Below are 15,585 nucleotides of genomic sequence, written 5' to 3' on the forward strand. Positions count from 1 at the left end.
GGGCAGCGGGGCCGGCCGGGGCAGCGGGGCCGGCCGGGGCGGCGGGCCCCAGCCGGGCCCCAGCCGGGGCAAGCCGGGCCGCCGGGTCCCGGCGGGTCCCGGCGGGGCGGGTCAGGCGACCGCCTTGGCGGCGGCGCGGCCGGCCGCTCGGCCGGAGAAGACGCAGCCGCCGAGGAAGGTGCCCTCCAACGCCCGGTAGCCGTGGACGCCGCCGCCGCCGAAGCCCGCCGCCTCGCCCGCCGCGTAGACCCCCGGCAGGGGTTCGCCCGCGGTCGTCAGGACGCGCGAGGACAGGTCGGTCTCCAGGCCGCCGAGCGACTTGCGGGTCAGGATCGAGAGCCGGACGGCGATCAGCGGTCCGGCGGCCGGGTCCAGGATGCGGTGCGGGGCCGCGGTGCGGATCAGCTTGTCGCCGAGGTACCTGCGGGCCCCGTGGATGGACATCACCTGGAGGTCCTTGGTGAACGGGTTGGCGATCTCCCGGTCCCGGGCCACGATCTGGTCGCGCACGGTGGCCTCGTCCAGGAGGTCCTCCTCGGTCACCGCGTTCATCCCGCGCACCAGGGCCGACAGGTCCCGCTCCACGACGAAGTCCGCGCCGTTGTCCATGAACGCCTTGACGGGCCCCGGGACGGCCTGGCGCGCCCGGTCGATGACCTGGCGGACCGACTTGCCCGTGAGGTCGGGGTTCTGCTCGGAGCCGGACAGCCCGAACTCCTTGCCGATGATGCGCTGGTTCAGCACGAACCAGGTGTGGTCGTGGCCGGTCTTCATGATGTGGTCGAGGGTGCCGAGGGTGTCGAAGCCGGGGAAGAGCGGCACGGGCAGCCGCCGGCCGGTGGCGTCCAGCCAGAGCGAGGACGGGCCGGGCAGGATGCGGATGCCGTGCCGGGACCAGATGGGGTTCCAGTTCTCGATGCCCTCGGTGTAGTGCCACATCCGGTCCTTGTTGATGTGGCTGGCGCCCGCGGCCTCCGTGATCCCCAGCATCAGGCCGTCCACGTGCGCCGGGACCCCGGACAGCATCCGCTGCGGCGGGGTGCCGAGGCGCGCGGGCCACTGGGCGCGGACCAGGTCGTGGTTGCCGCCGATGCCGCCGCTGGTCACGATGACGGCCTGGGCCCGCAGGGAGAAGGTGCCGGTGGCCGCGCGGCCGCTCGCGGTGCCCCGTACGGCGTCGGAGGGCTCCAGGACCTCGCCGGTGACGGTGTCCACGGAGCCTGCCGTGCGGGAGAGGCCGGTGACGCGGTGGCGGAACTTCAGCTGGACCAGGCCGCGCGCGACCCCGGCCCGGACCCGGCGCTCGAAGGGCTCGACCAGGCCGGGGCCGGTGCCCCAGGTGATGTGGAAGCGGGGGACGGAGTTCCCGTGGCCGTTGGCGTCGTAGCCGCCGCGCTCCGCCCAGCCGACGACGGGGAAGAAGCGGACGCCCTGCCGGTGCAGCCAGGAGCGCTTCTCGCCGGCCGCGAAGTCGACGTACGCCTCGGCCCAGCGCCGCGGCCAGGCGTCCTCCTCGCGGTCGAACCCGGCGGTGCCCAGCCAGTCCTGGAGGGCGAGGTCGCGGTTGTCCTTGATCCGCATGCGGCGCTGCTCGGGCGAGTCCACGAAGAACAGGCCGCCGAAGGACCAGTGCGCCTGGCCGCCGAGCGACTGCTCGGGCTCCTGGTCGAGCAGGATCACCTTGCGGCCGGCGTCGACGAGCTCGGCGGTGGCCACCAGGCCCGCGAGCCCGGCGCCGATCACGATCACGTCTGCGTCGTACGTCATGCGGAACCCGTCCTCCGTCGGTGGTGGGGCGATCCTTGGCTACGGACGGGTAACCCGTCAACAGGGGTGATGGGATGGACCGCATGAGTGCCGCTGATGAAGTACTGGACGTGGTGGACCGGGACGACCGGGTGACCGGGCGGGCGCCGCGGGGCGAGGTGTACGCCCGCGGGCTGATCCACCGGTGCGTGTTCGTGCGGGCCCGGGACGCGGCGGGGCGGGTCTTCGTGCACCGCCGGACGGCGTCGAAGCTGGTCTTCCCCGCGCACTACGACATGTTCGTGGGCGGGGTGCTCGGCGCCGGCGAGGACTACGCGCAGGCCGCCCTGCGGGAGGCGCAGGAGGAGCTCGGGGTGCGGGGGCTGCCGCAGCCCGTAGCGCTGTTCAAGTTCCTGTACGAGGGTCCGGGCGGGGCGTGGTGGTCGTACGTGCACGAGGTGCGGTGCGAGCTGCCGGTCGACCCGCAGGCCTCGGAGGTGGACTGGCACGCCTGGCTCCCGGAGCGGGAACTGGAGCGGCGGGTGGCGGACGGGAGCTGGCCGTGGGTCCCGGACGGGCTGGAGGCGTACCGCAGGCTGCGGGAGTTCCGGGGGGCCGGCCAGTAGATTGGCCGGGTGATCGACTTCGTCAGGGACATGCGCCTCTGGTTCGCACCCGAGCGGCTGAGGGACGAGGGCGAGACCCCCGACTACCGCTTCTCGCTGGCCAACGAGCGGACCTTCCTCGCCTGGATCCGGACCGCGCTCGCCCTGGTGGGCGGCGGTTTCGCGGTGGACCAGTTCCTGCCGGACCTGCGGTGGGCGGTCCGGGTCGGGATGGCGCTGGCGCTGCTCGCGGTCGGCGCGGCCTGCGCGGTGCGGGCGGTGAACCACTGGGTGCGGTGCGAGCGGGCGATGCGGCGCGGGGAGGACCTGCCGCTGTCGCGGTTCCCGGTGGTGCTGTCCGCGGGGGTGGGGCTGGTGGCGGTCACGATGATGGTGGTCGTGCTGCTGGGCTGGACGAAGGGGCAGTGAGCGGCGCGCACTCCGGCACCGGCTCCGGAGCTGAATCCGGTTCCGGCTCCGGAGCCGGCTCCGGGGCGACCCGCGACGCCGGTCTGCAGCCGGAGCGGACCCGGCTCGCGTGGCGGCGCACGACGCTGGCCTGCTCGGTGGCGGCGGTGCTGGGGCTGCGGCAGGCCTCGCGCGGGTCCGGTACGCCCGCGGACGCGATCGGAGCGGCGGTGATCGTGCTGGTCTGGCTGGCGTTCCTGTGGGTGGCGCACCGGCGGATGCGGGAGCTGGCGACGGCCCGGCCGCCGGGGCTCGGGCCCGGCACGGCGGTGGCCACGGTGGCCTGCACGGTGGCGCTGGCGGCCTTCGGGACGGCGCTGCTCCTGCTGCCGGCGTCCGACTGACCGGGCCGGGAGGGGTGCCGCCCTCCGCCGCGGACCGCCGCGGGCGGCCGCAAGGGGCCGTGGTCCGATGATCGGGCTTTTTCGTGCCGCCGGGACACAACGGGTGGTTTCGGGTGATCCGGACTAGCCTCGGCGGCATGACGACCCTGCACCACGAGCACCCTACGCACGAGCACACCCACGGCACGGACTGCGGCCACCGCGCGGTCCCCCACGGCGACCACGTCGACTACGCGCACGACGGCCATCTCCACCGGGAGCACGCCGGGCACTGGGACGAGTGCGAGCCGGCCGGGCACACCGCCCACGACGGCCACCCGCACGCCCACGGCACGGACTGCGGGCACGAGGCGGTGCCGCACGGGGACCACGTCGACTACGTGCACGACGGCCACCGGCACGCCGAGCACGACGGCCACTACGACGACCACTGACGGAGCGGCCCCGGGGCTCCCCGCCCCGGCCCCACCCCCGGCTCCCACCCCCGGCTCCGCCCCGGGAGACCGCCCTCCCCCGGCCCCGCGCCGCCTGGCAGGATGCTGACCTCCTGTCGGAGCGACCCGGGGAGAGCGCAGATGACCGTTGCGGAGCCGTACCTCGTCCAGCCCGCGGCCGGGGTGTACGCCTACGTCCAGCCGGACGGGGGCTGGTGCCTGAACAACGCCGGCTTCGTGACCGGCGGCGGACGGACCCTGCTGGTCGACACCGCCGCCACCGAGCGCCGGGCGCTCGCCCTGCGCGCGGCGGTCGCGGCGGCGGGCGCCGCGCCGCCGCGCACGGTGGTCAACACCCACCACCACGGCGACCACACGTACGGCAACGGCGTCTTCGCCCCCGAGGCGCTGGTCCTCGGGCACGACAACGCGCGGTCGGAGCAGCTCGCCGCCGGGCACCAGCTGGAGGCGATCTGGCCCGCGACCGACTTCGGCGCGATAGAGATCACTCCGCCGGACCTGACCTACAGCGACCGGATGACCCTGTACGTCGGTGAGGCCGAGGTGCAGGTCATCCACCCCGGCGTCGCCCACACCACCGGGGACTCGATCGTGTGGCTGCCCCGGCAGCGGGTCGTGTTCACCGGGGACCTGGTCTTCGCGGAGGGGACGCCGTTCCTGGCGATGGGCTCCCTCTCCGGCTCGCTGCGGGCCCTGGAGCTGCTGCGCTCGCTCGGCGCGGAGACCGTCGTACCGGGCCACGGACCGCTCACCGACGGGTCGGCGTACGAGGCCACCGCCCGCTATCTGCGGTACGTGGCCGGGCTCGCCCGGGAGGGGTGGGCGCAGGGCCTGACCCCGCTGGAGACGGCCCGCCGGGCCGATCTGGGCGAGTTCGCGGCCTGGCGGGAGAGCGAGCGGCTGGTGGCGAACGTGCACCGGGCGTACGCGGAGCTGGCCGGGGAGCCGGAGGGCGTCCCGCTGGACGTCCCGGCCGTGCTGCGGGACATGACGGTGATGAACGGCGGGACGCCGCTGCCCTGCCACGCGTGAGGCGGCGGACGTCTGCGCCGGCGGGCGGAGGGGGTTCTTTCCGCCCGCGCTCTGGACGGCATACCGACTGGTCGGCATGATGGGCGTCGTCCGTCCGACCGATTCGACTTCACTCCCTGTGGAGGTGCGCACCATGTCCTCAGCCTCAGCCGACCCCCGGGGCCTCGATCTGGAGCGGCTGCGCGGCCATTTCGACGCCGTGCGGCCGGGACTCGTGACCGGGGCGCTGCGCGGCCGCCTGATCGAAGGGGGCCGGTCGAACCTCACGTACGAGATCACCGACGGGACCGCCCGCTGGGTGGTGCGCCGGCCTCCGCTGGGGCACGTACTGGCCACCGCGCACGACATGCGGCGCGAGCACCGGGTCATCGCGGCGCTGCACGGCACGGCCGTACCGGTGCCGGGGACGGTGCTGCTCTGTGAGGACGAGTCCGTGCTCGGGGCGCCGTTCTACGTCATGGAGTACGTGGACGGGGTGCCGTACCGGACGGCCGGCGAGCTGGCCGGGATCGGCCCGGAGCGGACCCGGCGGGCGGTGCTCGGCCTGGTCGACACCCTGGTCGACCTGCACGCGGTGGACCCCGGGGCGGTGGGCCTGGGCGACTTCGGCCGCCCCGAGGGGTTCCTCGACCGGCAGCTGCGGCGCTGGGGCAAGCAGCTCGCGGCCTCGCGGGGGCGGGAGCTCGCGGGGATCGACGAGCTGCACGCCGCGCTCGGCCGGGCGCTGCCCGGCTCCCCCGCCCCGACGGTGGTCCACGGGGACTTCCGGCTGGACAACGTCCTGATCGGCGGTCCGGACGACTCGATCCGGGCCGTCCTGGACTGGGAGATGTCCACGCTGGGCGACCCCCTGACCGACCTCGGGCTGCTGGTGATGTACAGCTCGGACCTCGGCCTGGCCGAGTCGCCCGTCAGTACGACGAGCCGGGCGCCGGGTCACCCGGACCCGGCCGAGCTGATCGAGCGGTACGCCGCCCGCTCGGGCCGGGACACCGCGGCCATCGCCTGGTACACCGCCTTCGCCTGGTTCAAGCTCGCGGTGATCCTCGAGGGCATCCACTACCGCTACACGCTGGGGCAGACCGTCGGGGCCGGCTTCGACCGGATCGGCGAGCTGGTCCCGGTCTTCATCGAGCACGGACTGACCACGCTGAACGACCTCCGGAAAGGCTGAGGCACTCATCTCATGGACTTCGCATTCGACGCCCGGACCGAGGAACTCCGCGAGCGGCTGCTCGCGTTCATGGAGGAGCACGTCTACCCGGCGGAGCCCGTCGCCGCGGAGCAGCGCGCGCGGCTGGCCTCGCCCTGGGACACCCCTGCCGTCTTCGGCGAGCTGAAGGCCGAGGCGCGCCGCCAGGGCCTGTGGAACCTCTTCCTGCCCGACGCGGAGTACGGCGCGGGGCTGACGAACCTCCAGTACGCACCGCTGGCCGAGATCACCGGCCGCAGCCCGCACCTGGCCCCGACGGCGACCAACTGCGCGGCCCCGGACACGGGGAACATGGAACTGCTCTCCCAGTTCGGCGACGAGGCGCAGAAGAAGCAGTGGTTGGAGCCCCTGCTGGCCGGGGAGATCCGGTCCGCCTTCGCGATGACCGAACCGGAGGTCGCCTCCTCGGACGCCACCAACGTGGAGACGCGGATCGAGCGCTCGGGCGACGAGTACGTGGTCACGGGCCGCAAGTGGTTCATCTCCGGGGCGATGAACCCGGAGTGCAAGGTCTTCATCGTGATGGGCAAGACCGACCCGGACGGCGTCGACCCGCGCCGCCAGCAGTCGATGGTGCTGGTCCCGCGCGACGCCCCGGGGGTCGAGATCCGGCGGGCGATGACGGTGTACGGGTACGAGGACCACGACCACGGCGGCCATGCCGAGGTGGTCTTCGACGGCGCCCGGGTCCCGGCGGGGAACCTGATCGGCGAGGAGGGCACCGGCTTCGCCATCGCCCAGGCCCGGCTGGGCCCGGGGCGCATCCACCACTGCATGCGGCTGATCGGCATGGCGGAGCGGGCCATCGAGTTGATGTGCCGGCGCGCGGTGGAGCGTACGGCCTTCGGCAAGCCGCTGGCCGCGCAGGGGGTCGTGCAGAACTGGATCGCGGACGCCCGGGTGACGGTGGAGCAGCTGCGGCTGCTGGTGCTGAAGACGGCCTGGCTGATGGACACGGTCGGGAACCGGGGCGCGCACACCGAGATCCAGGCCATCAAGATCGCGACTCCGCGCGCGGTGGTGTCCATCCTGGACCAGGCGGTGCAGCTGCACGGCGCGGGCGGGGTGAGCCAGGACTTCCCGCTGGCCGAGCTGTGGGCGGCGGCGCGGACGCTGCGGCTGGCCGACGGTCCGGACGAGGTGCACCAGCGGTCGCTGGCGCGGCGGGAGCTGAAGCGGTACCGCTGACCGGCGGCGCCGGGGCCCGTCCGGGCTGGGGCCCGCCCCGGACGGGCTCCGGCGCGTGGGAGCCCGTCCGGGGGGCCGGGCCGTGCTCCCGCCGGGCCGGTCCCCGCCGCCCCGAGGCGGGGGGACCGCCGGGCTGATCGTTCCTGATCGGTGCGTGGCGCTCCGCGACCGAACGCGTCCGCATCCGCGCCCTCGCGTTCCAAGTGACGCGTGAGTACTGCACATCCCTTCGGTGACAGGCGTGACTGTCGCGGCACCCGCCACGGGTGACACGGTAAGTCCGCCGCCGACGGAGGGAACCGGAGTGAACAAGGGGTACGCCGCCTTCTGCGACGCAGACCGCTGGTTCTACGACGCGCCCTACCGGCGGGTCGAGGAGAACTACCGGGCCGCGCTCGCCCCCGTACCTGCGGGGTGGCAGTCGCACCGCAGCGGGGACTGGTACGCCCTGCGCCCCCTCGGCTGCGAACTGCCCTCCCAGGGCTGGAAGATCCACGTGTCCGCCGGTCTCGACAACGCCGAGTCCGTGCTTGAACGGGTGTACGCCTACTGCACGGACCGGCGCATCGCCTTCAAGTTCGTGCCGAGCCGCTACCTGCTGCACCTGCGCAACGCCAAGTACGCCGACCGGGCGGCCAGCGGCAAGTTCCTGACGGTGTACCCGGCCGACGAGGAGCAGTGCCGGCGGATCGCCGAGGACCTGGACGCGCTGCTGGCCGGCGAGGCGGGTCCGTACATCCTGAGCGACCTGCGCTGGGGCGCCGGCCCCGTGCACCTGCGCTACGGCAGCTTCACCCTGCGGCACTGCTACGACGAGCACGGCGAACTGGTCCCGGCCATCGAGGATCCGGACGGGGTGCTCGTCCCGGACCCGCGGGGGCCGGTGTTCCAGCCGCCGTCGTGGCTCGCCCTGCCCGACTTCCTCAGACCGCACCTCGACGCCCGCTCCGCGGTCACCCTGACCGATGTTCCCTACGCGGTCGAGCGGGCCCTGCACTTCTCCAACGGCGGCGGGGTCTACGCCGGACGCGACACCCGCACCGGTGAGCCGGTGGTCCTCAAGGAGGGCCGGCCCTTCGCGGGCCTCGCGGCCGACGGGGCCGACGCGGTGGCCCGGCTGCACCGGGAGCGGACGGCGCTCGAACGCCTCGCCGGGCTGGACTGCGTCCCCGCGGTCCACGGCACCTTCACGGTCGGGGACCACCACTTCCTGGTCATGCAGTACCTGGAGGGCGAGCCCCTCAACACCTACTTCGCCCACCGGCACCCGCTCATCGAAGCGGACCCGGACCCCGCGGAGCTCGCCGCCTACACGGACTGGGCCCTGAAGATCCACCGGCTCGTGACCGAGGCCGTGGACGCCGTGCACGCCCGGGGGGTCGTCTTCAACGACCTGCACCTCTTCAACATCATGGTCTCGGAGGACGCCGCGGGCGAACCGTCGGTCGCCCTGCTGGACTTCGAGGCCGCCGCGCACGTCGACGAGGGGCTGCGGCAGACGGTGGCCAACCCGGCGTTCGTCGCACCGCCCGGCCGCCGCGGCTTCGCCGTGGACCGCTACGCCCTCGCCTGCCTGCGGCTCGCCCTCTTCCTGCCGCTGACGAGCCTGCTCGTACTGGACCGGGCGAAGGCCGTGCACCTGGCGGACATCGTCGCCGAGCAGTTCCCCGTACCGCGCCGGTTCCTCGACGAGGCGGTGGAGGAGATCCTCGCCGGGGCGGACTCGGAGCCCGCATCCGCGCCGCATGCCGCAGGAGCGGGGCGGATACCCGCGCCGGCCGGACCGTACCTGCCCGTGGAGCCGGGCGACCACGAGGCGGCCCGCGCCTCGATGACGGCCGCGATCCGCGCCTCGGCCACCTTCGGCCGCGAGGACCGGCTGTTCCCGGGCGACATCGCCCAGTTCGCCACCGAGGGCGGCGGCACCTGCTTCGGGTACGGCGCGGCCGGGGTGCTCCACGCCCTGGCGGAGACCGGCGACGAGCCCTGGCCCGAAGCCGAGGAATGGCTGCTGGCCCGGACCAAGGAACCGGCATCCGGCACCCCGCTCGGCTTCTACGACGGCCTGGCCGGCACCGCCTGGACCCTGGAGCGGCTCGGCCACCGGGACAGGGCGCTCACCCTGGCGGAGCAGCTGCTGCGCCAGCCGTGGCAGGACGTCGGCCCGGACCTGCACAGCGGACTCGCGGGCATCGGGCTGGCCCTGGACGCCCTCGGCACCTCGGCGTCCGAACCGGCCCTGCTCGACGCGTCCGTGCGCTGCGCCGAACTCACCGCCCGGTCGGCGCCGGAGCTGAAACGCGCGGGCCTGCTGTACGGCGGCTCCGGACCGGCGCTGCTCTTCCTGCGCCTGTACGAGCGCACCGGCGACCAGGACTGGCTGCTGCGGGCCGGCGACGCCCTGCGCCGCGACCTCGACCACTGCGTGACCAGCACCTACGGCACGCTCCAGGTCAACGAGGGCTGGCGCACGATGCCCTACCTCGGTGCGGGCAGCGTCGGCATCGGCATGGTCTTGGACGACTGGCTGGGGCACGGCGCGGACCCGCGCTTCGAGCAGGCCCGGCGGGAGATCGTACGGGCCGCGCAGGCGACCTTCTACGCGCAGCCCGGGCTCTTCCGCGGCGCTGCCGGGATGGTCCTGTACCTGGCGCGGACCACCACCCCCGGGCCCGGCACCCGACCCGACGACCTCACCCGCCAGATCGACGCACTGGCGCGGCACGCGGTGCCGTACCAGGGCCATCTGGCCTTCCCCGGCGAGCAGTTGATGCGGCTTTCCATGGACCTGTCCACGGGGACCGCGGGCGCGCTGCTCGCCCTCGGCAGCGCGGCGCCCGGCGGGCGCGCGCAGCTGCCGTTCCTCCCGCCGCCGCGGCGCGCCGCGGCGGCCCCAGAGCCGGCCCCGGATCCCGGGGCCGTGTCCCATCGGAACAACCCAGTGAAGAAGAGGAAAACGACATGACCCTTCTGGACCTGCAGTCGATGGAAACCCCCAAGGAAGAGATCACCGAGGCCGGACTCACCGGCGGCAGCCGCGCCAGCCTGCTCCTCTGCGGGGACAGCAGCCTGAGCGTCACGACCTGTAACTGACCAGGTCCTTCCCGGGCCCGGGCGGCATCACGCCGCCCGGGCCCGCACCACACGTCTGGAGCACCTGCGGATGACCCCGCCCGACCCGACCGGCGAGGCGGCGCTCGCCCACAGCGGTGACCGGGCCCTGGTGGCGGCCGCCCGGCACAGCGCCGGGCGGACCGCGGCCGTCGGCGCCTGCTCGGTGGGTGCCGCGCTGGCGGCCCTGGCCGAGCCGGCCGTGCTCGGGCACGCCCTCGACCTGTTGCTGCGCGGCGATCCGGCCGGCCCCCGCTGGACCCTGTGGTGTGCCGCGGTCGTCGTGGCCGAGATCCTGTTGGACGCCCTCACCACCCGGCTGACCGGACAGGTCGACGGCCGTTCCACGGCCTGGCTGCGCCGTCTGGGCCTCGCCCGGCTGCTGGGCACGGCCCCGCACCACGCGCAGCGGTACGCGCCCGGGGAGCTGGCCGCGCGGCTGACCGCGCACGCCACCGAGGCCGGTACCGCCCCGGCCGCCGCGGCGGGCGCGGTCGCCTCACTGCTGCCGCCGGTCGGCGGGCTCGTGGCCCTCTTCCTCATCGACGTCTGGACCGCGCTCGCCTTCGTCGCCGGCATCCCCCTGCTGGCCGTCCTGCTGCGCGCCTTCGCCCGGGACTCCGCCCTCAGCGTCTCCCGCTACCAGCGGGTGCAGCTCGCGATGGCGGCCCGCCTCGTCGAGGCGCTCGCCGGGGCCCGGACCATCGCCGCCGCCGGAACGGTGGCCCGCGAACGCTCCCGAATCCTGGCCGATCTGCCCGAACTCGGCTCCGAGGGACGGCAGATGTGGCGGGTCTACGGAGGGGTCACCGCCCGGACCTCGGCCCTCATGCCGCTGCTGCTGTACGTGGTGCTCGGCGTGGGCGGCTTCCGCCTCGCGGCCGGGGCGCTGGGGGTGGGCGCGCTGCTCGCCGCCGTGCGCTACGCGGGGCTGGCGGCCGGGGTGGGCGCGGTGACCGGCCGGCTGGCCGCCGTGGTCCGGGGCCGGACGGCGGCCCGCCGGACGGCGGCCCTCTTCGAACTGCCCGCGCTCTCCCATGGTGTCGGGGAGTTGCCCGAGGGCGGGTCCGGCGCCCTGGAGCTGCGCGGGGTCACCGTGCTGCGCGGCGGGAAGCCCGTGTTGCAGGAGGTCACCCTGCGGGTCCCGGGGGGCGCCACCGTCGCCGTCGTGGGCCGGTCCGGGTCCGGCAAGACCGTCCTCGCCGCCGTCGCCGGGCGCCTCACCGACCCCGACGCCGGCCAGGTGCTCCTGGACGGGACGCCCCTGCCCCAGCTGTCGCAGCGGGCGCTGCGCGGCGCCGTCGGCCACGCCTTCGACCGTCCCGCGCTGCTCGGCGAGACCGTCGCAGACGCGGTCTCCTTCGGCGCGGGCCCGCGCCCGGGGCCCGACGCGGTGCGGGCCGCGGGCCGGGCGGCGGGGGCCGAGTCCTTCGTACGGCGCCTGCCGGACGGGTACGACACCCTGCTGGCCGACGCCCCGCTCTCCGGGGGCGAGTACCAGCGCCTGGGTCTGGCACGGGCGTTCCTGTACGCGGGTCGGCTGCTGGTGCTCGACGACGCCACCTCGGGGCTCGACACGGTGACCGCGAGGGAGGTGGAACGGGCCCTGGCCGACGGGGTCCGGCCGGGCACCCGGATCGTGATCGCGCACCGGATCTCCTCGGCGGCCCGCGCCGATCTGGTGGTCTGGCTGGACGGCGGCCGGGTCAGGGGCACGGGCAGCCACGCCCGGCTGTGGCGGGACCCGGAGTACCGGGCGGTCTTCGGCGCCGATCCCCCGCCGGGGTCGCCGGAGGCGGTACCCGGGCGGCAGGCGGCGCCCGGATCCGGAGCCGTACGGGCCCCGGGGGGCGGCTCGCGGGCCGATGCCGGGGAGCCGCCGGCATGAGCGGCACCGACACGAGCCTGACGAGCGCCGACGACGGCACGGGAACGCCCGGCGACGGAGGCGGGGCGGCTCCCGAGGGCACGGCGGGCGCCCGGGCCGCGGGCCGCCCCTACGACCGGGCCGGGGCCGGGTCGCCTGGCGGGGCCGCGGGTGAGGACAGGGACCGGGGCGCGGACCAGGGTCGGGGCAAGGCCCGGCTTCCGCGCAGAAGTGGGGGGCGGGGCCGGCGCGGGCAGGGGATGTGGCGGCGGGTGGGGCCCGAGGCGCGCCGGTTCCTGCGGGGCCGCCCCCGTACGCTGGCCGTGCTCGCGCTCTGGTCGCTGCTGGAATCCGCCCACACCTTCCTCGGGGGCTACGGAGTGGCCCGCGCCCTCGACGACGGCTTCCTGGCCGGGCGCACCGCGACGGGACTGGCCTGGCTGGCGCTCGCCGGCGTCGGCGCACTGCTCGGCGGCCTCGCCCTGCGCGGGGTGTTCGGCGCACTGGCGGATCTGGTGGAGCCGCTGCGGGACGGGCTGGTGCGCCGGGCCGTGCGTCAGGCGCTCAACCGTGCGGTGGCCGACCCCGCGCGCGCCGCCGACGCGAGCGCGGTGTCCCGGCTGACCCAGCAGACCGAGATGGCCCGCGACTCCTTCGCCGGACTGGTGCTGACGGCCCGCTCGTTCCTCTTCACCGCCGTGGGCGCGCTCGCCGGGATGGCCGCCCTCGACCCCGTGCTCCTGGTCGTCGTGACTCCCCCGCTGCTGCTGGGGCTGGCCGGCTTCCTGGCCACGCTGCGCCCGATGGCCGCCGTCCAGCGCGAGGCGCTGGACACCGACGAGGCGCTCGCCGCGCGGGTGGGCGAGCTGGCGGCGGGGCTGCGCGACGTCGTGGCCTGCGGGGCGGGCGGCCTGGCCGCGGCCCGGGTGGAACCGCTGATCGCCGCCCAGCAGCGCCTCACCGGGCGGCTCGCCCGCTGGGGTGCCGTCCGCACCCTGGCCCTCGGCTGCGCGGGCCGGGCCCCCGTCCTCGCCCTGCTGGCCGCCACTCCGTGGCTGCTCGCCCGCGGGGTGACGGCCGGTACCCTGGCCGGCGCCCTGACCTATCTCGTGCAGTCGCTGCTGCCCGCCCTCAACACCCTGATGGCCGCGCTCGGTTCCGCCGGGACCCGGCTGCTGGTGGTCCTGGACCGCTTCTGCGACCCGGAACCACCGCACGGGCCGGAGCCCGTACGGAAGCAGGTGCAGGAGCAGGAGCAGGAGACGGAGACGGTACGGGGGCGGCCGCAGCGCCCCGGCGCCGGAGCGGCGGGCCCGGCGCCCCGACCGGCCGTTCCCGCCCCCGCGCTCCCCGACGCCCCGGCCGCCGAGCTGCGCGGCGTGGACTTCGCGTACGGACCGCGCGCCCATCCCGTACTGGACTCCCTCGACCTGACCGTACGGCCCGGCGAGCACCTCGCGGTGGTCGGGCCGAGCGGGATCGGCAAGTCCACGCTGACCGCGCTGCTCGCCGGGCTGCTCGGCCCGGACCGGGGCACGGTGCTGGTGGCGGGGGCGCCCGCCCGCCCGGGCCCGGCGGGCGGCGGTCCGGACCCCCGGCGGACGCTGCTGCCGCAGCAGGCGTACGTGTTCACCGGGACGGTCCGGGAGAACCTGACCCACCTGTGCCCCGATCCGGCGGCCGTGCCGGGGGACCGGGTGGCGGACGCCGTGGCCGCCCTGGGGCTGACGGAGCTCCTGGAGCGGCTGGGCGGTCCGGACGCCCCCGTCGACCCGCTCACGCTCTCCCAGGGCGAGCGCCAGCTGCTGGCGCTCGCCGCCGCGCACCTCTCCCCCGCCCCGCTGCTCCTGCTCGACGAGGCCACGTGCCACCTGGACGCGCGGGCCGAGGAGCGGGCGGAGCGGGCGCTGGCGGCCCGCCCCGGCACTCTGGTCGTCGTCGCGCACCGGATCTCCTCGGCGGTCCGGGCCGACCGGGTCCTCGTACTCGACGGGACCCGGGCGGTGTGCGGCACGCATGCGGAACTCCCGGACAGGTCACCCCTGTACCGGGATCTGGTGGGAATGTGGGACGAGAACGGCCGGATCACGCCGGTCTGAGCGACCGGCGCGCGCCCGGGCGCGGGCCTCTACACCCAGCCCGCCGTGCGCGAGATGCGTATGGCGTCTATGCGGTTGCGGGCGCCGGTCTTGCGCGTCGCGGCGGCCATGTAGTTGCGCACCGTGCCGCAGGCCAGGTGCAGGGCGCGGGCTATCTCGGCGACCGAATCGCCTTCGGCGGCCCGGGCCAGAACGCTCAGCTCGCGCGGGCTGAGGGGCACGGGGTCCGCCTCCATGAAGGCGGAGGCGAGGGACGCGTCTATGAAGCGCTCGCCCGCGGCGACCTTGCGCACCGCGCGCACGAGCCGGCTCGGGGAGCCGTCCTTGTCGACGTATCCGAGGGCTTTGGCCTGGAAGGCCCGGCCGAGCGTGCCGGGCGTCCCGGCCGTCGCCAGGACGAGGAGGGGGGCCGGCGGGGTGAGCGGCCGCCGGCGGGAGCGGGCGTCCCCCGCGAGGAGGGCCGTCGCCCCCGGACAGTCGGCGTCGACGACCGCGACGTCCGGCTGTAACGCGTCCACGCTCCGTGCGGCCGTGTGCCACCCCGCGGACGCGACGTCGAAGTCGCCTTCGGATCTCAACAGCGCGGCAAGGGCGGACCGCACGAGACTCACGCTGTGCAGGACGAGGACCTTCGTCATCACTAACTCTCCTTGGGGGCCGGACTGATCAGCACCATCCGGCTGCCCCGGTACCGGCCCGGTGGAACGTGGTCGCCGGGGGCGTGCGGGGGCGCATGGCTGTAAACAGCACGCCCCTGAGTGCTGCCGTACGCCGCACTGCCCCCTCGGCGGCCGGCGGTCGCCCCCCCCCGGCGGCCGGACGCGGCGGCCGGACGCGGCGGCCGGACGCGTCAGGGCCGCAGGGCGCGCAGCAGCAGGTCGGCCAGGTGGTCCGCGACCTGCTGGGGCGTGAGCGGACCGTCCGCCCGGTACCAGGTGGAGAGGTGGTGCACCGATCCGAAGTGGTAGTCCACCACCAGATCGGCCGGCGTGGCGGTGGAGAAGACCCCGGTGCGCTGCCCCTCCTCGACCAGCGCCCGGAACCGCTCGTGGTAGCGCCGGCGCTCGGACCGCACCTGCTTGAACTTCTCCGGGCTGAGCTGGTGCATCGAGCGGAAGAAGATCATCGCGTCGTCGAGGTTCTCGATGGTGGTGACGACCACGTCGGCGGCGGCCGCGCGCAGCCGCTCCTCGACCGGGGCGTCGGATTCGGCCACCGCGTCGAGCCGCTGCTGCTGGAGGCGGAGCATCCGCGCGTACACCTCGTGCAGCAGATCGTCCTTGGACCCGAAGTAGTGGTAGAGCGCGCCCTTGGTGACCCCGGCCGCCTCGACGATCTCCTGCACCGAGGTGCGGTCGTAGCCGCGCTCGGCGAACAGCCTGGTGGCGACGGCCAGCAGGCGCTGCGGTACCGGCGCTTCGTGTGTGCCCTCGGGCTCCGTGGTCCTGGCCGCCATG

General features: G+C 75.3%; 14 protein-coding genes. 11 read left to right on the forward strand and 3 right to left on the reverse strand.

The window, feature by feature from the left end; genetic code table 11:
* Positions 1 to 111: 111 nt before the first annotated feature.
* A complete protein-coding gene (locus ACFWU6_RS19855; protein WP_383810127.1) occupies positions 112 to 1,767 on the reverse strand; it encodes an FAD-binding dehydrogenase in 1,656 nt (551 codons plus the stop codon).
* A gap of 83 nt (positions 1,768 to 1,850) precedes the next feature.
* On the opposite strand from ACFWU6_RS19855, the gene ACFWU6_RS19860 reads away from it, so the two are divergent.
* The 11 genes from ACFWU6_RS19860 (at position 1,851) to ACFWU6_RS19910 (ending at position 14,128) form a co-directional block, all read left to right on the forward strand.
* Positions 1,851 to 2,372 (forward strand): NUDIX hydrolase, encoded by a 522-nt coding sequence (locus ACFWU6_RS19860; protein ID WP_383982210.1) that lies wholly within the window; start codon positions 1,851 to 1,853, stop codon positions 2,370 to 2,372.
* 9 nt (positions 2,373 to 2,381) lie between these two features.
* Positions 2,382 to 2,780 (forward strand): YidH family protein, encoded by a 399-nt coding sequence (locus ACFWU6_RS19865; protein ID WP_383982212.1) that lies wholly within the window; start codon positions 2,382 to 2,384, stop codon positions 2,778 to 2,780.
* A gap of 83 nt (positions 2,781 to 2,863) precedes the next feature.
* Entirely contained in the window at positions 2,864 to 3,163 is a 300-nt protein-coding gene (locus ACFWU6_RS19870; RefSeq protein ID WP_383982269.1) for a DUF202 domain-containing protein, read from the forward strand.
* Positions 3,164 to 3,300: 137 nt separating this feature from the next.
* Complete coding sequence (locus ACFWU6_RS19875) at positions 3,301 to 3,597, forward strand: hypothetical protein (RefSeq protein ID WP_383810135.1); 297 nt, start codon at positions 3,301 to 3,303, stop codon at positions 3,595 to 3,597.
* A gap of 141 nt (positions 3,598 to 3,738) precedes the next feature.
* A complete protein-coding gene (locus ACFWU6_RS19880) occupies positions 3,739 to 4,650 on the forward strand; it encodes an MBL fold metallo-hydrolase (RefSeq protein WP_383982214.1) in 912 nt (303 codons plus the stop codon).
* Positions 4,651 to 4,783: 133 nt separating this feature from the next.
* On the forward strand, positions 4,784 to 5,824 hold the full coding sequence (locus tag ACFWU6_RS19885; protein WP_383982216.1) for a phosphotransferase family protein: 1,041 nt from the start codon (positions 4,784 to 4,786) through the stop codon (positions 5,822 to 5,824).
* Between the two features lie 12 nt (positions 5,825 to 5,836).
* Positions 5,837 to 7,051 carry an acyl-CoA dehydrogenase family protein gene (locus ACFWU6_RS19890; protein ID WP_383982218.1) on the forward strand — a complete coding sequence of 405 codons (1,215 nt, stop codon included), beginning with the start codon at positions 5,837 to 5,839 and terminating at the stop codon, positions 7,049 to 7,051.
* 304 nt (positions 7,052 to 7,355) lie between these two features.
* Positions 7,356 to 10,016, forward strand: a complete 2,661-nt coding sequence (gene lanKC, locus ACFWU6_RS19895; RefSeq protein ID WP_383982220.1) for a class III lanthionine synthetase LanKC — start codon at positions 7,356 to 7,358, stop codon at positions 10,014 to 10,016.
* Positions 10,013 to 10,144 (forward strand): SapB/AmfS family lanthipeptide, encoded by a 132-nt coding sequence (locus tag ACFWU6_RS19900; RefSeq protein ID WP_383810148.1) that lies wholly within the window; start codon positions 10,013 to 10,015, stop codon positions 10,142 to 10,144. The genes lanKC and ACFWU6_RS19900 overlap by 4 nt, the downstream gene beginning before the upstream one ends.
* Positions 10,145 to 10,214: 70 nt before the next feature.
* A complete protein-coding gene (locus tag ACFWU6_RS19905; protein WP_383982222.1) occupies positions 10,215 to 12,050 on the forward strand; it encodes an ABC transporter ATP-binding protein in 1,836 nt (611 codons plus the stop codon).
* Entirely contained in the window at positions 12,047 to 14,128 is a 2,082-nt protein-coding gene (locus tag ACFWU6_RS19910) for an ATP-binding cassette domain-containing protein (protein ID WP_383982224.1), read from the forward strand. The genes ACFWU6_RS19905 and ACFWU6_RS19910 overlap by 4 nt, the downstream gene beginning before the upstream one ends.
* Positions 14,129 to 14,157: 29 nt before the next feature.
* Here the strand turns inward: ACFWU6_RS19910 and ACFWU6_RS19915 are convergent, their stop codons facing one another.
* Both ACFWU6_RS19915 and ACFWU6_RS19920 read right to left on the reverse strand, forming a co-directional pair.
* Positions 14,158 to 14,766, reverse strand: coding sequence for a response regulator transcription factor (locus tag ACFWU6_RS19915; protein WP_383810157.1), 609 nt, complete (start codon positions 14,764 to 14,766; stop codon positions 14,158 to 14,160).
* Positions 14,767 to 14,978: 212 nt separating this feature from the next.
* Entirely contained in the window at positions 14,979 to 15,584 is a 606-nt protein-coding gene (locus ACFWU6_RS19920) for a TetR/AcrR family transcriptional regulator (protein WP_383810160.1), read from the reverse strand.
* Between the last annotated feature and the right edge of the window lies 1 nt (position 15,585).

The organism is Streptomyces sp. NPDC058674 (genome assembly GCF_042716505.1).
Classification (GTDB): domain Bacteria; phylum Actinomycetota; class Actinomycetes; order Streptomycetales; family Streptomycetaceae; genus Streptomyces.